The sequence below is a fragment of the Brevundimonas bullata genome, from assembly GCF_014207965.1.
Taxonomy (GTDB): Bacteria; Pseudomonadota; Alphaproteobacteria; order Caulobacterales; family Caulobacteraceae; genus Brevundimonas; species Brevundimonas bullata_A.
On record NZ_JACHLM010000005.1, the window covers coordinates 40,413 to 57,038 of the forward strand.

The window sequence follows — 16,626 nt, forward strand, 5'->3', positions numbered from 1 at the left end:
GCCATGTCTGAGTCTCCCGCCATGCTGGATCGTCGCGCCGCGATCGCCCGGATCGGCGCCAGCGTGGCGCTGGCCTCGACCGCGCCTGGGCGCGCCTTCTCCTTTCAAGAGGTTGATCGACCAATGACCTGGTTTGCCCTGGCCACCCGCGCCAGCCCCGATGGCCCGAGACCGACGATCAAGGTGGGCGACGCCTTCCACGACCTGCACGCCGCCGCCGCCGCGCACGGGTTTGCTGCGGTCGCCGGCGATGTCACGGCGATCATCCGCGACTGGGAGGCGCGCCGCGAGGGTCTGTTCGGCCTGGCCCGCGCGCTCGCCGGAGTTTCGGGGTCTGCGCTTGCGACGCCCCGGCTGCTGACGCCGTTCGAGCCGCGTCGCATCTTCGGCGCGGCGTCCAACTTCATCGAACACGCCGCCGAAATGCAGACCAAGCTGGCGGCCAAGGCCGACAGCGAACCCTATATCTTCCTCAAGACGGTCGAGAGCGTGGTCGGCCCCGACGAGACCGTCGTCGTGCCGCCGCAGGTGTCGCGCCCCGACTGGGAGGTCGAGCTGGGGGTGGTGCTGGGCCGCGCGGGCAAGAACGTCGCCGTGGGAGAGGCGCACGACCTGATCGCGGGCTACACCATCGTCAACGACGTCTCGGCGCGCGACCGCACCCGGCGGACCGACTTCCCGTTCTCGCACGACTGGTTCCGCGGCAAGAGCTTCGACACCTTCACTCCGCTGGGTCCGGTCTTCGTGCCGCGCGATTGTCTGGGCGATCCACACGACATCCGCCTGGGGCTCTCGGTCAATGAGGCCTCGATGCAGGACGGCAATACGTCCGAGATGATCTTCAACATCTACGAACAGATCGCCTATCTCTCGACGATCCTGGAACTGCGCGCCGGCGACGTGATCGCCTCTGGGACCCCGGCTGGTGTCGGCATGGGGCGCGGCGTCTTCCTCAAGGACGGCGACGTGATGCGCGCCTGGGTCGAGGGGATCGGCGAGCTGACCAATCCGGTCTCGGCCCCCCACCTGCCGCAGGGAGCCGCCTGATGGCCGCCCTCGGTAAACGCGCGCTGGTCGTACCGGCGGTGATCGCGGCGGCGATTGCAGGGGTGACGCTGTGGAGCGCATTCGGCGGCGACGCCCTGAAGACGACGCCGCGCGAGGACGTCCGCACCGTCCGTTTCAACATGGCCTGGCTGCCGCAGGGCAGCATGGCGGGCGTCTTTGTCGCGATGGACAAGGGCTACTTCGCCGACGCCGGTCTGAACGTCGAACCCGTGCGCGGCTTCGGCGGCATTCGCACCGCCAACGAACTCGATCAGGGCATGTTCGAGTTCGCCTATCTCGACCCCCTGTCGGTCGCGCTCAACCGGTCGAAGGGCGGGGCTGCGCGGATGATCGGCGGCATCAATATGAAGCTTCCGGCCGGCGCCTGCTTCGTCAAGGAACGGCACACGATTACGGCTCCGGCCGACCTGGCGGGGTTGCGCTTTGGCGCCGGTCAGTCGTCGGCGATCCAGACGTTGATGCCGGCCTGGCTTCAGGACAATGGCGTCGATCCGGCCCGCGTCGAACAGATCCAGCTCGACCCGGCCATCGTCGTCTCCTCTCTGGTCGAGGGACGGATCGACGCCGCCGAATGCTGGCTCGGCAATTCGATGGCCCTGTTCGACAAGGCGGCCAAGGCCAAGGGCGTCAGCATCGGCCGGATCGCCTACGCAGACTTCGGCCTCGATGTTTACGGCAGCGGCCTGGCCACGCGCGACGCCCTGATCGACAGCGACCCTGAGCTGGTGCGGGCCTTCACCCAGGCCGCCTATCGCGGCTACGCCGAGGCGGCGCGCGATCCCCAGGCGGCGCTGGCGATCATTCGCCGCCACTATCCGCTGCTCGACGAGGCCGTGACCGAACGGCAGATCCGCGAGACCGCCGAACTGATGGCCGCCGAGGGCGGATCCTACCGACTGAAGCCCGAAAAGATCGAACGCACCGTCACGACCTTGCAGGCCAACGGTCAGCTCAAGGATTTCGACGCGACCGAGACGCTCTTCACCAACGCCTTCGTACCCACAGGGAAACAGCCGTGACCGATCCCGCATCCTATCGCCCGCGCCCGACGCGGCTGGGGCATCTGGTCCTGAAGGTGCGCGACATCGACCGTTCGCTGGCCTTCTACACCGAGGTCATGGGCCTGGAAGTCTCGGACTGGATCGACCATCAGATGGTCTTCCTGCGCGCCGGCCACGACCACCATGACCTGGCCCTGCTCCAGCTGCCGCCCGGTCATTCGGACGCGCCCGAAGGCCATTATCCGGCGGTCGAGCACTTCTCGTATCGCCTCGAAACCCTCGAAGAGCTGGAAAAGGTCGCAGCCATGCTGACCGCGCGCGGCGTGCCCATCGACCGGGGCATCGGCAAGCATGGCCCCGGCGCCAACAGCTTCCTGGTCTTCCGCGATCCCGACGGCAACAATGTCGAATTCTACACCGACATGACCCAGATCGACGCCGACCATCCCTATGCCCCCTCGGTGTGGGACGGAAAGCAGATGGCGACCTTCGATCGCTGGAATCTGGAACGCTTCCTGGTGCCGCCGCCGGCCCGCATCCAGGCCCTGTTGGACAAGGAGGGCGAGGCATGACCCGCGCCCTGTTCAACCGCGACACGGCGATCAGCGTCGGCTTCTTCCTGCTGCTGGGGCTGGCCTGGGAGTACGGCGTCCGCTGGTCGGGGGTGCAGGCCTATCTGCTGCCGCCCCCCAGCGCGATCCTGGCCGAGCTGTGGCGGTCGCGCGGGCCGATCCTGGCGCAAAGCCTGGTGACGATGACCGAGGTCTTCTGGGGCTTCATCATCGCCGTGGTGCTGGGCGTGCCGATCGCGGCCCTGATCTATTTTTCGCGCACGGCCAAGCGCACCGTCTATCCGCTGTTCGTCGCCCTGCAGAGCATTCCCAAGATCGGCCTGGCGCCCCTGATCGTCGTCTGGTTCGGCTATGGCCTGACCTCGAAGCTGATCATGGCCTTCCTGTTCGCCTTCTTCCCGATCATCATTTCGACGCTCGGCGGGCTGGCCAGCACCCCGGCGCATCTCGAGGAACATTTCCGGGCCCTGCGCGCCACGCCGCTGCAGACCTTCTGGCGCTTACGCCTGCCCGCAGCCCTGCCCAGCTTCCTCGACGGCTGCAAGGTGGCGATGCCGCTGGCGGTCATCGGTGCCGTGGTCGGCGAGTTTGTCGGCTCGAAAGACGGCCTGGGCAACCTGATCCTGACGGCCTCGGGGTCGGGCCATACGACCCTGACCTTTGCGGCCCTGTTCGCGGTGACGGTCCTGTCGCTGCTGCTCTTCTACGGCGTGGCCTATTGGGAACGCTTCATCTGGTGGCGTGCGGCATGAGCGCGGAAATCTCCATCACCGGCGTCGGCAAGGCGTTCGACGGCCGCAAGGTGCTCGAGGGCGTCACCGCCGACATTCACGCCGCCGAGTTCGTCTCGGTTCTCGGCCCGTCGGGCTGCGGCAAGAGCACCCTGCTGCGCCTGATCGCCGGGCTGATCCCGTTCGAGGAGGGCGCCATCCTGGTCAACGGAGAGGTCGTGACCGCGCCCTCGGCGGCGATGGGTTTTGTCTTCCAGACGTCGAACCTGCTGCCCTGGCTCAATGTCCGCGACAATCTGCTGCTTGGGATCAATCTCGACGCCGGGGCGCAGCGGCTGGACGAGGCGGCGCTCGCCGAACTGGTCGAGACCCTCGGCCTGACCGGCTTCGAGGCCAGCTATCCGCACCAGTTGTCGGGCGGGATGCGGCACCGCGTGGCCATTGGCCAGGCGTTGGCGCGCAATCCGCAAATCCTGCTGATGGACGAGCCCTTCGGCGCCCTGGACGCCCTGACGCGCGACCGGCTCAACATGGAGCTGCTGCGTCTGTGGCAGCGCGACCGCAAGACGGTTGTCCTGGTCACGCACAGCATTTCCGAGGCCGTGCTGCTGTCGGACCGCGTGCTGGTGATGTCAGAGCGGCCGGGCACGATCATCGAGGATGTGCGTATCGACCTGCCGCGCCCGCGCGACCCCAGCGTCACGCGCGAGGACCCGGCCTTTGGCGACTACGTCGTTCGGCTCAGCAAATTGATGGGAGTAGCGTGATGGAATACGGGGTTCTGAAGACCGCCGGCGCCGAGATCTATTACCAGACGCAGGGCGCGGGGCCGGCGGTGGTGCTGGCGCACGGCATCGGCGGTAACCACGCCCTCTGGTACGGCCAGATTGATGCGTTGGCGCGGTCGAACCGCGTCATCCTGTTCGATCATCGCGGCTTCGGCCTGTCGCGCGATCTGGATGGACGCGGGCGCGACGCCTTTGTCGAGGATCTGGTCGCCCTGCTGGATCATCTGGGTGAGGAGAGGGTGGCGCTGATCGGCCAGTCGATGGGGGCGGGGACCTGCATCGGCTTCGCCCATCAGGCGCCCGAACGCGTCGCGGCGCTGGCGATCTGCGACAGCCTGCACGGTATCGTCGAAAGCGCGGCGGTAAAGGCGATCATGGACGAGGCTCGCACGAGGACCGCCGTGATGGATCAGGTCGACCGCGTCCTGGGCACCCAGGCGCCGCGCGACCTGGCCATGGTCTATCGCCAGATCTCCAGCTTCAACGCCGTGGATCGCCACAACCTGACGGGTCGTTTCGAGGCGCGCCCGGCGGCTGATCTGGCGGGCAAGGGCTATCCCATTCTGTTCCTGTGCGGCGTCGAGGACGTGATCTTCCCGATCGAGGCGGTGCGTCTGGTTCAGGCGGAGGTCGCGGGGTCCTTCCTGGTCGAGGTCAACGATGTCGGCCATTCGGTCTTCCTCGAGGCGCCGGTTCAGTTCAACGACACCCTCCTGTCTCTGCTCCAGATGGCCGGCCACGTCGGCAAGGGCGGCGCGGCGCACAGCAACACCGCCGGCTATGTGCGGGTCGGAGGCCAGGCATGACCAATACGGCCTATCCCTTCGCCCAGCGCGACATCCTGAACTACGTCGACGGCGCCTTCGTCGCTGGCGATGTCCATTTCGACAATGTGAACCCTGTGACTGGCGCCGTCGCGGCGCGCGTGTCCCAGGCCGATCAGGCCCTGGTCGACCGGGCCGTGGCGGCGGGCCGCCGGGCGCTCAAGGGGCCGTGGGGAAAGATGTCCCAGGCCGAGCGCTGCAAGCTCCTGGTCCGTGTCGCCGAGGGCATCGAGGCGCGCTTCGACGACTTCGCGGCGGCCGAGATCGCCGATACCGGCAAGTCGCTGCATCAGGCGCGCACCATCGACATCCCGCGCGGGGCCGCCAACTTCCGCGCCTTCGCCGCTATGGCCGAGGCCCGGGCCATGCCCAGCTTCCGCACTGATCTTCCAGATGGACGTAGCGCCATCAACTATGCCGTCGCCCGCCCTCTAGGGGTGGTGGCGATCATCTCGCCGTGGAACTTGCCGTTGCTGCTGATGACGTGGAAGGTCGCGCCGGCCCTGGCCTGCGGCAATGTGGTGGTGGTCAAGCCGAGCGAGGAAACCCCCTCGACCGCGACCCTGCTGGCCGAGGTGATGGACGCCGCGGGCGTGCCGCCGGGCGTGTTCAACCTCGTCCACGGTTTCGGCGCGGCCTCGACTGGCGAATGGCTGACCGCCAACCCCGACATCGACGCCATCACCTTCACAGGCGAGTCGGCCACGGGCGGCGCCATCATGCGGGTGGCGGCGGCGGGGGTGAAGCCGGTCTCGTTCGAGCTGGGCGGCAAGAACGCCGCCCTGGTCTTTGCCGACTGCGATTTCGACGAAGCCATCGCGGGGACGGTGCGCTCGGTCTTTTCCAACTGCGGCCAGGTCTGCCTGTGCACCGAGCGCATCTATGTCGAACGGCCGATTTTCGAGCGCTTCGTCAAGGCCCTGGCCGAGCGCGCCGAGGCCCTGACCATCGGCGATCCCTGGTCCGGGGCCGACATGGGGCCGCTGATCTCGCGCGGCCATCGCGACAAGGTGCTGGGCTATTATGATCTGGCGCGCGAAGAGGGCGCCACGGTGGTCACCGGCGGGGGCGTGCCTTCGTTCGACAGCGCGCTGGACCAGGGCGCCTTTGTCCAGCCCACCATCCTAACCGGCCTGGGTCACGACGCTCGCTGTGTGCGCGAAGAGATTTTCGGCCCCGTCTGCCACATCGCGCCCTTCGACACCGAAGCCGAAGCGATCGAGCTGGCCAACGACAGCGACTATGGTCTGGCGGCGGCGATCTGGACGCGCGACGTGGGCCGCGCCCATCGGGTCGCGGGGCAGATGGAAACCGGCATCGTCTGGGTCAATGAATGGTTTCTGCGCGACCTGCGCACGCCCTTTGGCGGCATGAAGCTGTCGGGCATCGGGCGCGAAGGCGGCGAGGCGTCTCTGAGCTTCTACTCGGAGCCCACCAATATCTGCGTCAAACTCTAGGGGGGGACGACATGACGGACATCGCGACAATCGCCGCAAGACTGGACGCCGCCGCGCGCGACGCGCGGGCGATCCAGCAGATCACCGGACAGGAAGGCGAGCTGGCGCTGAGCGACGCCTATGACATCCAGCGCGCCGTGATCGATCATCGCTTGGCGCGCGGCGCCGCCCTGGTCGGGGTCAAGATGGGCTTCACCAGTGAAGCCAAGATGGTCCAGATGGGCCTGAAGGATCAGATCTGGGGCCGACTGACGTCCGATATGGTGGTTCAGAACGGCGGCGTTCTCGACCGCGCCCGCTTCATCCATCCGCGCGTCGAGCCCGAGGTCGCGGTGCGGCTCAAGGCCCCGCTGACGGGCGAGGTCACCTATGAGGAGGCCCTGGCTGCGGTCGAGGCCGTGGCGCCGGCGCTGGAGATCATCGACAGCCGCTACGAGAACTTCCGCTTCGCCCTGGGTGATGTGGTCGCCGACAACGCCTCGTCTTCGGCCTTTGTCGTGGGGGCGTGGCTGCCCGCCGATACCGACGTGGCCGACGTGCCGATGGTGATGAGCGTCGACGGCGCCGTCGTCGAGACCGGGACGAGCGCGGCCATCCTCGGCGATCCGATCCGCTCTCTGGTCGCGGCGGCGCGGCTGGCCGGGGCGGCGGGGCTGACGCTTCAGCCCAGCTGGACCGTGATGCTGGGCGGCGCGACGGCGGCGGCGGCTATCGGCTTGGCACGTGCGGTTTCGCTCGACGCCGGTCATCTGGGCCGCGTCGGCTTCACTGTCGCAGGCTCTGCGGCATGAGCGGGGCCAAGAACGGGAAAGGACGCGTCATCCCCGGCAAGGCGCGCCCGCGCGGCCGCTTTCCCCACTATCGCCGGGCCGGCGATTTCGTCTTTGTCTCGGGGGCCAGTTCGCGTCGCCCCGACAACAGCTTCGCCGGCGCGTCGGCGGACGAATTCGGCGTCGTCAGCCTCGATGTCGCCGAGCAGACCCGCGCGGTGATCGACAACATCGGCGCCATCCTGGCCGACGCCGGCGGGTCGCTCGCCGATGTCGTCGATGTCACCAGCTTCCTCGTGAACATGAATGACTTCGGCGGCTACAACACTGTTTACGCAGAGTATTTCGATGAATCTGGACCGGCGCGCACGACCGTCGCCGTCCACCAGCTTCCCCACCCGCATCTGCTGATCGAGATCAAGGCGACCGCCTTCATCCCGCGCGCCGACCGCCCCTGATCCCTGGATAAAGCCCATGCTGACCTATGGCCCGCCCTTCAACTTCCGTCAGTGGATCGCTGATCATCGCGAGCAGCTGAAGCCGCCAGTCGGCAACGCCCAGATCTGGGAGGACGCCGACTTCATCGTCACCGTCGTCGGCGGGCCGAACCAGCGCACCGACTACCACGTCGATCCGCTGGAGGAGTTCTTCTACCAGTTGGAAGGCGACATGAACCTGCGCCTGTGGACCGAGGACGGTCCCAAGGACATGGCGATCCGCGAAGGCGACATCTTCCTGTTGCCGCCGAACGTCCCGCACTCGCCGCAGCGTCCGGTCGAGGGCAGCGTCGGTCTGGTGATCGAACGCAAACGGCCCGAGGGCGTGACCGACGCCTTCCAGTGGTACTGCGACGACTGCGGGTCGATCGTCCACCGCGTCGAGGTGCAGCTGAAGAGCATCGTGCGCGACCTGCCGCCCCTGTTCGCGGCCTTCTACGCCAGCGAGGACCTGCGCACCTGCGGCCAGTGCGGCACGGTCCATCCCGGCAAGCATAGGGCTCCGGCCTGATGTCAGACGCCTATGAAACCGCCGCGCGCCGGCTGCGCGACGCCTATTCGGGGGAGGGGGTCGCCCCCTTGCGCGACCTTCTGGAGCCGACCGATGCGGACGGCGCCTATGCGGTGCAGACCATCAATACGCGCTTTTGGGAAGCTGAGGGGCGAAGGATCGTTGGTCGTAAGGCCGGGCTGACGGCGAAGGCAGTGCAGACCCAGCTCGGGGTCGATCAGCCTGACTTCGGCGTCCTGTTCGACGACATGCGGATCGCCGACGGCGGTCGCCTTGATCCTGCGCGGACGATCCAGCCCAAGGCCGAGGCGGAGATCGCCTTCGTCCTCGGCGCCGACCTGTCTGACCCTGAAACGACCGTGGAACAGGTGATGGCGGCGGTCGCCAGCGTTCACGCGGCCATCGAGATCGTAGACAGCCGGATCGCCGACTGGAAGATCACCTTCGCCGACACCGTCGCCGACAACGGGTCCTCGGCCTTCTTTGTGCTCGCCGATGCGGGGACGCCGCTGGCCGGGCTCGACCTCGAAGGAGCCGCGATGGCGATGAGCGTCAATGGCGCGGTCGTCTCGACCGGCGTCGGCGCGGCGGCCCTGGGCAACCCGCTCAACGCGGCGGCCTGGCTGGCGCGCACGCTGGCCGAGCGCGGCGAGCCGCTGAAGGCGGGCGATGTGCTGCTGGCCGGGGCGCTGGGTCCCATGGTGGCGTTGAACCCGGGCGACCACGTGGTTGCTGCGATCGACGGCCTCGGCGACGTCCGCTTCACCTATGGCGAGGGCTGAGGTCATGACTCCTAAGCACAAGACCAAGGTCGCCATCATCGGCTCGGGCAATATCGGCACCGACCTGATGATCAAGATCATGCGCCTGTCCGACACGCTGGAGATGGCGGCCTTCGTCGGCATCGACCCGGAATCGGATGGCTTGAAGCGCGCCGAACGCCTGGGCGTGCCGGTCACCGCCGAGGGACTGGATGGCCTGATAGCCCTGCCGGGATTTGCCGACATCGCCATTGTCTTCGACGCGACATCGGCGGGCGCGCACAGGCGGCACAGCGAGGCGCTGACGGCGCACGGCAAGCGGGTCATCGACCTGACCCCGGCGGCGATCGGGCCCTATGTGATCCCGCCGGTCAACGGCGAGGCGCATCTGGATGCGCCCAACGTCAACATGGTGACCTGCGGCGGGCAGGCGACCATCCCCATCGTCGCGGCGGTGAACCGGGTCGCCAAGGTGCACTATGGTGAGATCGTCGCCTCCATCGCCTCGAAGAGCGCCGGCCCCGGCACGCGCGCCAACATCGACGAGTTCACCGAGACGACCAGCCAGGCCATTGCCCAAGTGGGCGGCGCGACGCGCGGCAAGGCCATCATCGTTCTCAACCCCGCCGAACCGCCGCTGATCATGCGCGACACCGTCTATTGCCTGTGCGACGACGGCGACCGCGAGGCCATCCGCCGCTCTGTCGAGGCCATGGTAGCCGAGGTCCAGACCTATGTGCCGGGCTATCGCCTCAAGCAGGCGGTGCAGTTCGAAAGCGTCGGCGGCAACGCGCCCTTGCGCATCCCCGAAATGGGCGGCGAGTTCACGGGCCTGAAGGTCAGCGTCTTCCTCGAGGTCGAAGGGGCGGCGCACTACCTGCCGGCCTATGCCGGCAATCTCGACATCATGACTTCGGCGGCGCTTAAGACCGCCGAGAAGATCGCCGAAAGGATCGCCGCGTGACCTTCGATCCCACCGCCACCAAGCTTTATATTCAGGACGTCACCCTGCGTGACGGGATGCACGCCATCCGCCACCAGTATGGCCTCGAGCATGTCCAGGCCATCGCCCGCGCGCTCGACCGCGCCAAGGTCGACGCCATCGAGGTCGCCCACGGCGACGGCCTGAACGGCTCCAGCTTCAACTACGGCTTCGGCGCCCACACCGATTGGGACTGGATCGGCGCGGTGGCTGACGTTCTCGAACACAGCGTGCTCACCACCTTGCTCCTTCCGGGCATCGGGACCGCGCATGACCTGAAGCGCGCCTATGATCTGGGCGTGCGCTCGGTGCGCATCGCCACCCATTGCACCGAGGCCGATGTGGCCCAGCAGCATATCGAGGCCGCCCGCACCCTGGGCATGGACGTGTCCGGCTTCCTGATGATGAGCCACATGTCCGAGCCCGACGCCCTGGCCCAGCAGGCCAAGCTGATGGAGACCTATGGCGCGCACTGCGTCTATGTCACCGACAGCGGCGGCGCCATGACGATGGACCAATATGCCGCGCGTCTGGCGGCCTATGACCGGGTGCTGAAGCCCGAGACCCAGCGCGGCGTCCATGCCCACCACAATCTGTCGCTGGGCGTGGCCAACAGCATCGTCGCGGTCCAGGGCGGCGCCATCCGTGTCGACGCCTCTCTGGCCGGCATGGGCGCCGGCGCGGGCAACGCCCCGCTCGAGGTCTTCATCGCCGCCGCCGAGGTGCAGGGCTGGAACCACGGCTGCGATCTCTACGCCCTGATGGACGCCGCCGAGGATTTGGTCCGACCGCTTCAGGACCGCCCCGTGCGCGTCGATCGCGAAACCCTCACGCTCGGCTATGCGGGGGTCTACTCTAGCTTCCTGCGCCATGCCGAGAAGGCCGCCGCCGAGCATGGGCTCGACACGCGAGCCATCCTTGTCGAGCTGGGCCGACGCAAGATGGTTGGCGGTCAGGAAGACATGATCATGGACGTGGCGCTGGACATGGCGCGGGCGTCAGCTGGCGGCGCGATCGCCCACTGACATGACGCTGTCCCTGATCGGCCTGTCCGGCAGCCTGCGCCGCCGGTCCTACAGCACCGCCGTCCTGCTAACGCTCCGCGACGTCTTGCCGGATGACGTGCGGCTGGACGTGCGGTCTCTTGAAGACATCCCGCTCTTCAACGACGATCTCGACGGCGAGGACGCCCCCGTGTCAGTCGTCGCCCTGCGCCGCGCCGTCGCCGCAGCGGACGGTCTCGTGGTGATCTCGCCGGAGTACAACCACGGCATGAGCGGGGTGATGAAAAACGCGCTGGACTGGCTTTCTCGGCCCGGCATGAACAGTTGCCTGCGAGACAAGCCGGCGTTGACCATGACTGCCTCGCCGTCGGCGCTCGGCGGCGTCCGCGCCCAGCAGCAACTCAACGAGACCTTCATCGCCACCTGTTCTCGGCTGGTGATCCGCCGCCAGATCGTGATCGGCATGGTGGCCGAGAAGGTCATGGATGGTCGGCTGGTTCACCCGCCGACCCTGGACTTCGTTCTGGAGGGCTTTCGCGATTTGCGTGACGTCTGTGGTTGAAGCTCGTCAGTTCAGTTCGCGGCAAAAAGCCGATGAACGCTGCGGGTAGGGAATGATCTAGGCGCAAATATCCACCGTACTCCAAATGCTATGGCGGACGGTGCGGGCTCCCGCAGCCAAAGCATTCAAGAAAACCCCGAAGCTCCAGGCTGCGGGGTTTTCTGCTTTCCGCAGCGAGATCGACGCTCACGACGGGCGATGCCACGTCCGTTGTCGCAGGCAGCCGTGCCGCGCTGCCCTCGCCAGGAGCAGACGCATCTCTGCTCCGATCCGCTATGAAGGTGGTAGCGTTCTGACGTTAAACCGACACCAAACTTCATCCTCGCTGTCATGATCGGTCCCTATAGCCACGCTCCGTCAGGGGGCGTCGCGTGTGATCAGTCACGAACAGGAGGTGGGGCGGATGCTGGCGGCGCAGAATCGGGTCCTGCTGGCCTATGTGCGGCGACGGCTGACGATAGCGGGCGACGCCGAGGACGTGGCGCAAGAGGCGATCATGCGCGTCCTGGCGCGGGCGCGCGAGACGCTGATCAACGACCCTCTGTCCTACGCCATGCGGGCGGCGCGCAACATTCTGATCGATCGCGGTCGCCGTGTCGCCAACGTGCAGATCGAGGATCTGGAAGAGGCGGGTCATCTCATCGACAGCGGGGCGACGCCGCTGGAGGCGCTGGACATGAGTGAACGACTGCAACTATGTCAGCGGGCGCTGGAGGCCATGCCGGCCTTGCGGCGTGAGGTCTTTGTGCGACGTCGTGCGGGCGAGGAGTCTTATGAAGCGATCGCTCGTGATCTGAGATTGTCGGTCGAGGCCGTGCAGAAACATTACAGCCGCGCAGCTCAGACGCTGCGCCGAACGGCGGAGGGCCGCCATGCCGATCAGATTTAACCGATCGAAAGATGATCGGCAGGCTGCGCTTTGGGCTGACGCCAGACGGGCGGCGACATGGTCGCCACAGCAACAGGCGGCGCTTGATCAGTGGCTGGAGGGGCGTCCGGAACGGGCGGAGTTGCTGAGGCGGCATGACGCCCTGATTTCCGACGCCGCCGTGATCTGGGCGTCGCAGCGGGTGGCGCGGGCGCGGCCGGCGCCGCGGGGCCGGCAGTCGGCGCCGCGCGCCCTTGTCATCGGGGGCGGCCTGGCGGCGGTTTGCGGGGCGCTGGCGCTTGTGGCGGTCCTCATGCCGCGAGGGGACCTGATCGTCGGCTCCAGGGGCGTCCCGCAGCCTGTCGCGCTGGCGGACGGTTCCGCCGTTCTGCTGAACGGGTTGAGCGAAGTTCGCGTCGAACTGGACGACAAGGAACGTCGGTTGCGTCTCAAGGGCGAGGGCTTCTTTGAAGTCGCGCCTGACAAGGAACGACCTTTCTCGGTCGAAGTGGACGGCGTGCGCGTCACGGCCCTGGGGACCCGGTTCAACGTGGATCAACGCCAGACCCCTGACGGCAAGGTGGTTGAGGTGGTGGTGTTCGAGGGCGTCGTGAAGGTGATGTCGAACCGGGGCATGTGGATGAAGGTGCGCGCGGGTGAACGCGCGACAGTCCTGGGCGGCGTGGTGGAACGCGAGACAATGTTCAGGCCGGAAGCCGAGACCGATGTTCCGTCCTGGGCCAAGGGGTGGCTGGAGTTCAATGAAGCGACCCTGGCCAGTGTGGTCGAGGACCTGGAACGCGCCACAGGCGTCCAGGTCAAGCTGGCGGACCCGGGCGTGGGGCGGGCCCTGGTCAGCGGGCGTTTCGCCTATGACCGACCGGAAGACGCCCTGGCCGCCATGGCTGGAATTCACGGCTTCAAACTGACCCGTCAGGGGGCGGATCATTTTGAGATTTCCAAAGGTTAGGCGACCTTCAGGGCAAGTTTTCATGACAGCTGTCAGGACCTCTGCAGTCGCCGTCTAACCCCATAACGATCCGTATGATCGCAGGGGATTTATCGAATGCCTATTCACAAGACCGGCCTGCTTACAGCGGCCGCCATCGCTGTTCTGGCGTCCGCTGCCGCGCCTGCCTACGCCTGGCAGGCGACATCCGGGGCCGAGACGCGCGCCGTCATCTCCATTCCGGCCCAGGACCTGGGCCGGGCGTTACAGGCCCTGTCGCGCGACACGGGCCTTCAGATCGTCTTTGATCCGAGCCTCACGCGGGGGCGGACCTCCAACGCCGTCGTCGGGGCGATGACGCCGCGTGAAGCGTTGGGTCGCATGATCGCCGGCTCGGGCGTCGAGGCGCGTGAGGTGCGCGGGGTTCTGACCCTGGTGCGTCAATCTGCTGAAGCCAGCCTCGTCTCGCCGGACGCTTTCGAGGTCGCCGAGGTCGAGGTGGTCGGGTATGCGGCGGGCCTGCGCCGGTCGCTGGACGCCAAGCGCAAGGCCGACTTCATCTCGGACGTCATCAGCGCCGACGATATGGGCGACCTGCCGGCCAACAACGTGGCCGAGTCCCTGTCGCGTCTGCCGGGCGTCAACGCGGTGCGCAACCACACGACGGGCGAGGGCGACCGCATCACCATTCGCGGTCTGTCGACCGAGTTGAACAACTACACCATGAACGGCGTGCGCATGGGCGGCGCCGGTTCGCCGGGCGACAACTTCTATCGCGGCGTGCGCCTCAGCTTTCTGCCGCCGGAAGGGATCGACTCGATCACCGTCATCAAGAGCCTGACCCCGGACCGCGATGGCGACGCCCTGGGCGGCACCATCGACATCCGCACACCGACGGCCTTTGACCACGACCCGGTCTATGGCGTCCTGTCAGTCTCGGCCGGGATGCTGGACAAGTTCGATGACGAGAAGTCGGGCGAGATTTCCGGCTCTTTCGGGCGCCAGTTCAACGACAACTGGGGCCTGTTCGTCACCGGCAGCTGGTCGCGGCGCAAGTCGCAGTTCGAGCAGAACGGGGTGGACGGCGATAACCAGCCGCCGGTCTGGTACGCCGACAGCGAGACCATGGGCTGGGACACCGCCAGTTTCGTCATGCGCGGCATGAACCTGGGCTTCGGCGAGACCGAGGTGGAACGTCACGGCCTGAACGCCAGCCTCGATTATCGCGGCGCGGACCACGACTTTCACCTGCGGGGTCAGTTCAACGAATACACCCAGGACGAGTTCGGCAACCGCCTGAACTTCCGCAACGACACGGGCAAGAACTCGACCCGCCTGAGCCAGGTCGACAAGACGGTGACGGGTCTGCTGCGGCCCGAGGACGCGGTGATCGGCACGGACGCCAAGCTGGGCCGGATCTACAGCTACACCACGGCCCAGATCGTCGACCGCGACAAGGACGGTCGGATCACCGACGCCGACCGTTCGGCGCGGTCCTATTACACTTTGGACGGCGCCTCAGGGACCTGGGACCCGCAGGGCTTCCGCCTGCGTCGCTTCTGGGAGGGCTCGCGCGAGACTGGCACGGTGATGTCGCTGAACCTCGGCGGCGTCAGCCGCCTGGGCGACTTCACGGTCGATTATGACCTCTCCTACGCCAAGTCGGAGGACAATACCGACGACTCCTATGAGATGGAGTTCCGCAGCGACAAGTACGGCTGGCTGGGCAACAAGGGCGTCAATGTCGTCAACTTCGGCGACAGCCGTTTCCCCAAATGGGTGCTGAACGACGCCGGCATGGCGGCGATCCACGACAACAGCCAATACGGCTTCGCCGGACTGTCGGGCGAGATCGGCGGGGCCGAGGAAGAGCTGTGGCAGGGCCAGTTCAACGTCGAATGGCGTCCGGTCTCGACCTGGCTGGAAGCGGTGAAGACGGGCGGTAAATTCTATAGCTCCAAGCGCTCGACCTATAGCGGCGAGTTTCTGGATCTGGACGCCTCGGGCACCCTGGCCGACTTCTCCCGCTTCTACGGCAAGGCGGTCACCAGCCTGTTCGACGGCGAGTACTCGGGCCTCTATCGCCTGGGCACGGTCATCGACAATGACGCCATGCTGGCCGAGTTGCAGCGCGCCATGGAGGGGAACAGCGACTTCTTCGACGGCTTCGCCACCGATCCCGGCAACGCCGAACTGAGCGGCGAGGACAGCTTCACCTTCCAGGAGGACATCTTCGCCGGCTACCTGATGGCCACGGCCCGTTTCGGTCAGGCGCAGATCCTGGGCGGCGTCCGCGTCGAGAGCACCAACAACACGATCGACGCCTATATTCTCGACGAGGTTCAGGGCGCGCACTACGCGACGGACAAGAGCGACTTCATCAACGTCCTGCCGTCGATCCACCTCAACTATGACCTGGACGACCGGACCAAGGTGCGGGCCGCCATCTGGACCAGCTTCGCCCGTCCCGACATCGCCCGCATGTCCTCGGCGCGCGAGTACGGCTACGACAGCGACCCGGACGGCGACGGCAAGATCAATCCGAAGAACGAGTGGCTGCTGGTCGCCATCGAGCAGGGCAACCCGGACCTGAAGCCGATGAAGGCGATCAACTACGACCTGTCGGTCGAGCGCTATAACGGCGATACGGGAGCCTATTCGCTGGGTCTGTTCTACAAGGACATCGAGAACTTCCTGTACCGCTCCTCGTCGTCGAATATCCGCGACGGGACGTCGGGCGTGAACGTGGGCCCGGACGGCGTGACCGTCTCCAAGCCCAACAACGGCAAGTGGGCGCGGGTTTACGGCGTCGAAATGAGCGCCCAGCAGGTCTTCCACTGGCTGCCGGGGCCGCTATCGGCGCTCGGCGCCAGCGTGAACCTGACGCTGCAGAAGTCGGAGGCCGAGACGGGCATTTCCTGGCACCCGCAGGGTTATACCCTGCCGCTGATGGAGACGCCCGAGGCGGTCGCCAACGTCCAGATCTTCTGGGCGCGCGACGGCTGGGAGGCCTATGCCGCCTACAGCTATCAGTCGGAATTCCTCGAAGGCATCCAGGACTTCGGCAACAATCCCTATGAGCAGGACTACGAGTTCGTGGACCTGAACGTGCGGCGCAAGCTGTGGGATGGGGCGACCGCGTCGCTGCAGGTGCAGAACCTCTTCGACAACCACACCTACTGGTACACCGCCGGCGCCAGCACCAGCTCCAGCCGCGCCTACATCAAGAACGGGCGGTCGATCTCGGTCGGCCTGACCTACGTCTTCTGATCGGGGTGGGC

17 protein-coding genes are annotated in these 16,626 nt (G+C 66.7%); all 17 read left to right on the plus strand.

Annotation, left to right across the window (positions count from 1 at the left end; translation table 11 throughout):
- Positions 1-3 precede the first annotated feature (3 nt).
- The 17 genes from HNP51_RS13835 (at position 4) to HNP51_RS13915 (ending at position 16,615) form a co-directional block, all read left to right on the plus strand.
- The gene (locus HNP51_RS13835) at positions 4-1,047 is read left to right on the plus strand and encodes a fumarylacetoacetate hydrolase family protein (protein WP_221415936.1); all 1,044 of its coding nucleotides are present in this window, start codon (positions 4-6) and stop codon (positions 1,045-1,047) included.
- Positions 1,047-2,087 carry an ABC transporter substrate-binding protein gene (locus HNP51_RS13840; protein WP_184272247.1) on the plus strand — a complete coding sequence of 347 codons (1,041 nt, stop codon included), beginning with the start codon at positions 1,047-1,049 and terminating at the stop codon, positions 2,085-2,087. Before HNP51_RS13835 ends, HNP51_RS13840 begins: the two co-directional genes overlap by 1 nt.
- Positions 2,084-2,641, plus strand: coding sequence for a VOC family protein (locus HNP51_RS13845; RefSeq protein WP_184272244.1), 558 nt, complete (start codon positions 2,084-2,086; stop codon positions 2,639-2,641). The genes HNP51_RS13840 and HNP51_RS13845 overlap by 4 nt, the downstream gene beginning before the upstream one ends.
- Positions 2,638-3,393: an ABC transporter permease gene (locus tag HNP51_RS13850; RefSeq protein WP_184272241.1), complete on the plus strand. Its 756-nt coding sequence runs from the start codon at positions 2,638-2,640 to the stop codon at positions 3,391-3,393. Before HNP51_RS13845 ends, HNP51_RS13850 begins: the two co-directional genes overlap by 4 nt.
- Positions 3,390-4,139, plus strand: a complete 750-nt coding sequence (locus HNP51_RS13855; RefSeq protein ID WP_184272238.1) for an ABC transporter ATP-binding protein — start codon at positions 3,390-3,392, stop codon at positions 4,137-4,139. The genes HNP51_RS13850 and HNP51_RS13855 overlap by 4 nt, the downstream gene beginning before the upstream one ends.
- A complete protein-coding gene (locus tag HNP51_RS13860) occupies positions 4,139-4,966 on the plus strand; it encodes an alpha/beta fold hydrolase (RefSeq protein ID WP_184272235.1) in 828 nt (275 codons plus the stop codon). Before HNP51_RS13855 ends, HNP51_RS13860 begins: the two co-directional genes overlap by 1 nt.
- Entirely contained in the window at positions 4,963-6,441 is a 1,479-nt protein-coding gene (locus HNP51_RS13865) for a 2-hydroxymuconic semialdehyde dehydrogenase (RefSeq protein ID WP_184272232.1), read from the plus strand. The genes HNP51_RS13860 and HNP51_RS13865 overlap by 4 nt, the downstream gene beginning before the upstream one ends.
- A gap of 11 nt (positions 6,442-6,452) precedes the next feature.
- Positions 6,453-7,232 carry a 2-keto-4-pentenoate hydratase gene (locus tag HNP51_RS13870; RefSeq protein WP_184272229.1) on the plus strand — a complete coding sequence of 260 codons (780 nt, stop codon included), beginning with the start codon at positions 6,453-6,455 and terminating at the stop codon, positions 7,230-7,232.
- Positions 7,229-7,669, plus strand: a complete 441-nt coding sequence (locus tag HNP51_RS13875) for a RidA family protein (RefSeq protein WP_184272225.1) — start codon at positions 7,229-7,231, stop codon at positions 7,667-7,669. Before HNP51_RS13870 ends, HNP51_RS13875 begins: the two co-directional genes overlap by 4 nt.
- Positions 7,670-7,685: 16 nt before the next feature.
- Positions 7,686-8,219, plus strand: coding sequence for a 3-hydroxyanthranilate 3,4-dioxygenase (locus tag HNP51_RS13880; RefSeq protein WP_184272222.1), 534 nt, complete (start codon positions 7,686-7,688; stop codon positions 8,217-8,219).
- Positions 8,219-9,001: a 2-keto-4-pentenoate hydratase gene (locus tag HNP51_RS13885; protein ID WP_184272220.1), complete on the plus strand. Its 783-nt coding sequence runs from the start codon at positions 8,219-8,221 to the stop codon at positions 8,999-9,001. Before HNP51_RS13880 ends, HNP51_RS13885 begins: the two co-directional genes overlap by 1 nt.
- 4 nt (positions 9,002-9,005) lie before the next feature.
- Positions 9,006-9,944, plus strand: a complete 939-nt coding sequence (locus HNP51_RS13890) for an acetaldehyde dehydrogenase (acetylating) (protein ID WP_184272209.1) — start codon at positions 9,006-9,008, stop codon at positions 9,942-9,944.
- Positions 9,941-10,987 carry a 4-hydroxy-2-oxovalerate aldolase gene (dmpG, locus tag HNP51_RS13895; RefSeq protein WP_184272207.1) on the plus strand — a complete coding sequence of 349 codons (1,047 nt, stop codon included), beginning with the start codon at positions 9,941-9,943 and terminating at the stop codon, positions 10,985-10,987. Before HNP51_RS13890 ends, dmpG begins: the two co-directional genes overlap by 4 nt.
- 1 nt (position 10,988) lies before the next feature.
- The gene (locus tag HNP51_RS13900) at positions 10,989-11,528 is read left to right on the plus strand and encodes an NADPH-dependent FMN reductase (protein WP_184272204.1); all 540 of its coding nucleotides are present in this window, start codon (positions 10,989-10,991) and stop codon (positions 11,526-11,528) included.
- 373 nt (positions 11,529-11,901) lie between these two features.
- On the plus strand, positions 11,902-12,417 hold the full coding sequence (locus HNP51_RS13905; protein ID WP_184272201.1) for an RNA polymerase sigma factor: 516 nt from the start codon (positions 11,902-11,904) through the stop codon (positions 12,415-12,417).
- A complete protein-coding gene (locus tag HNP51_RS13910; protein WP_184272198.1) occupies positions 12,401-13,366 on the plus strand; it encodes a FecR family protein in 966 nt (321 codons plus the stop codon). Before HNP51_RS13905 ends, HNP51_RS13910 begins: the two co-directional genes overlap by 17 nt.
- Before the next feature lie 96 nt (positions 13,367-13,462).
- A complete protein-coding gene (locus HNP51_RS13915) occupies positions 13,463-16,615 on the plus strand; it encodes a TonB-dependent receptor (RefSeq protein ID WP_184272195.1) in 3,153 nt (1,050 codons plus the stop codon).
- Positions 16,616-16,626 lie beyond the last annotated feature (11 nt).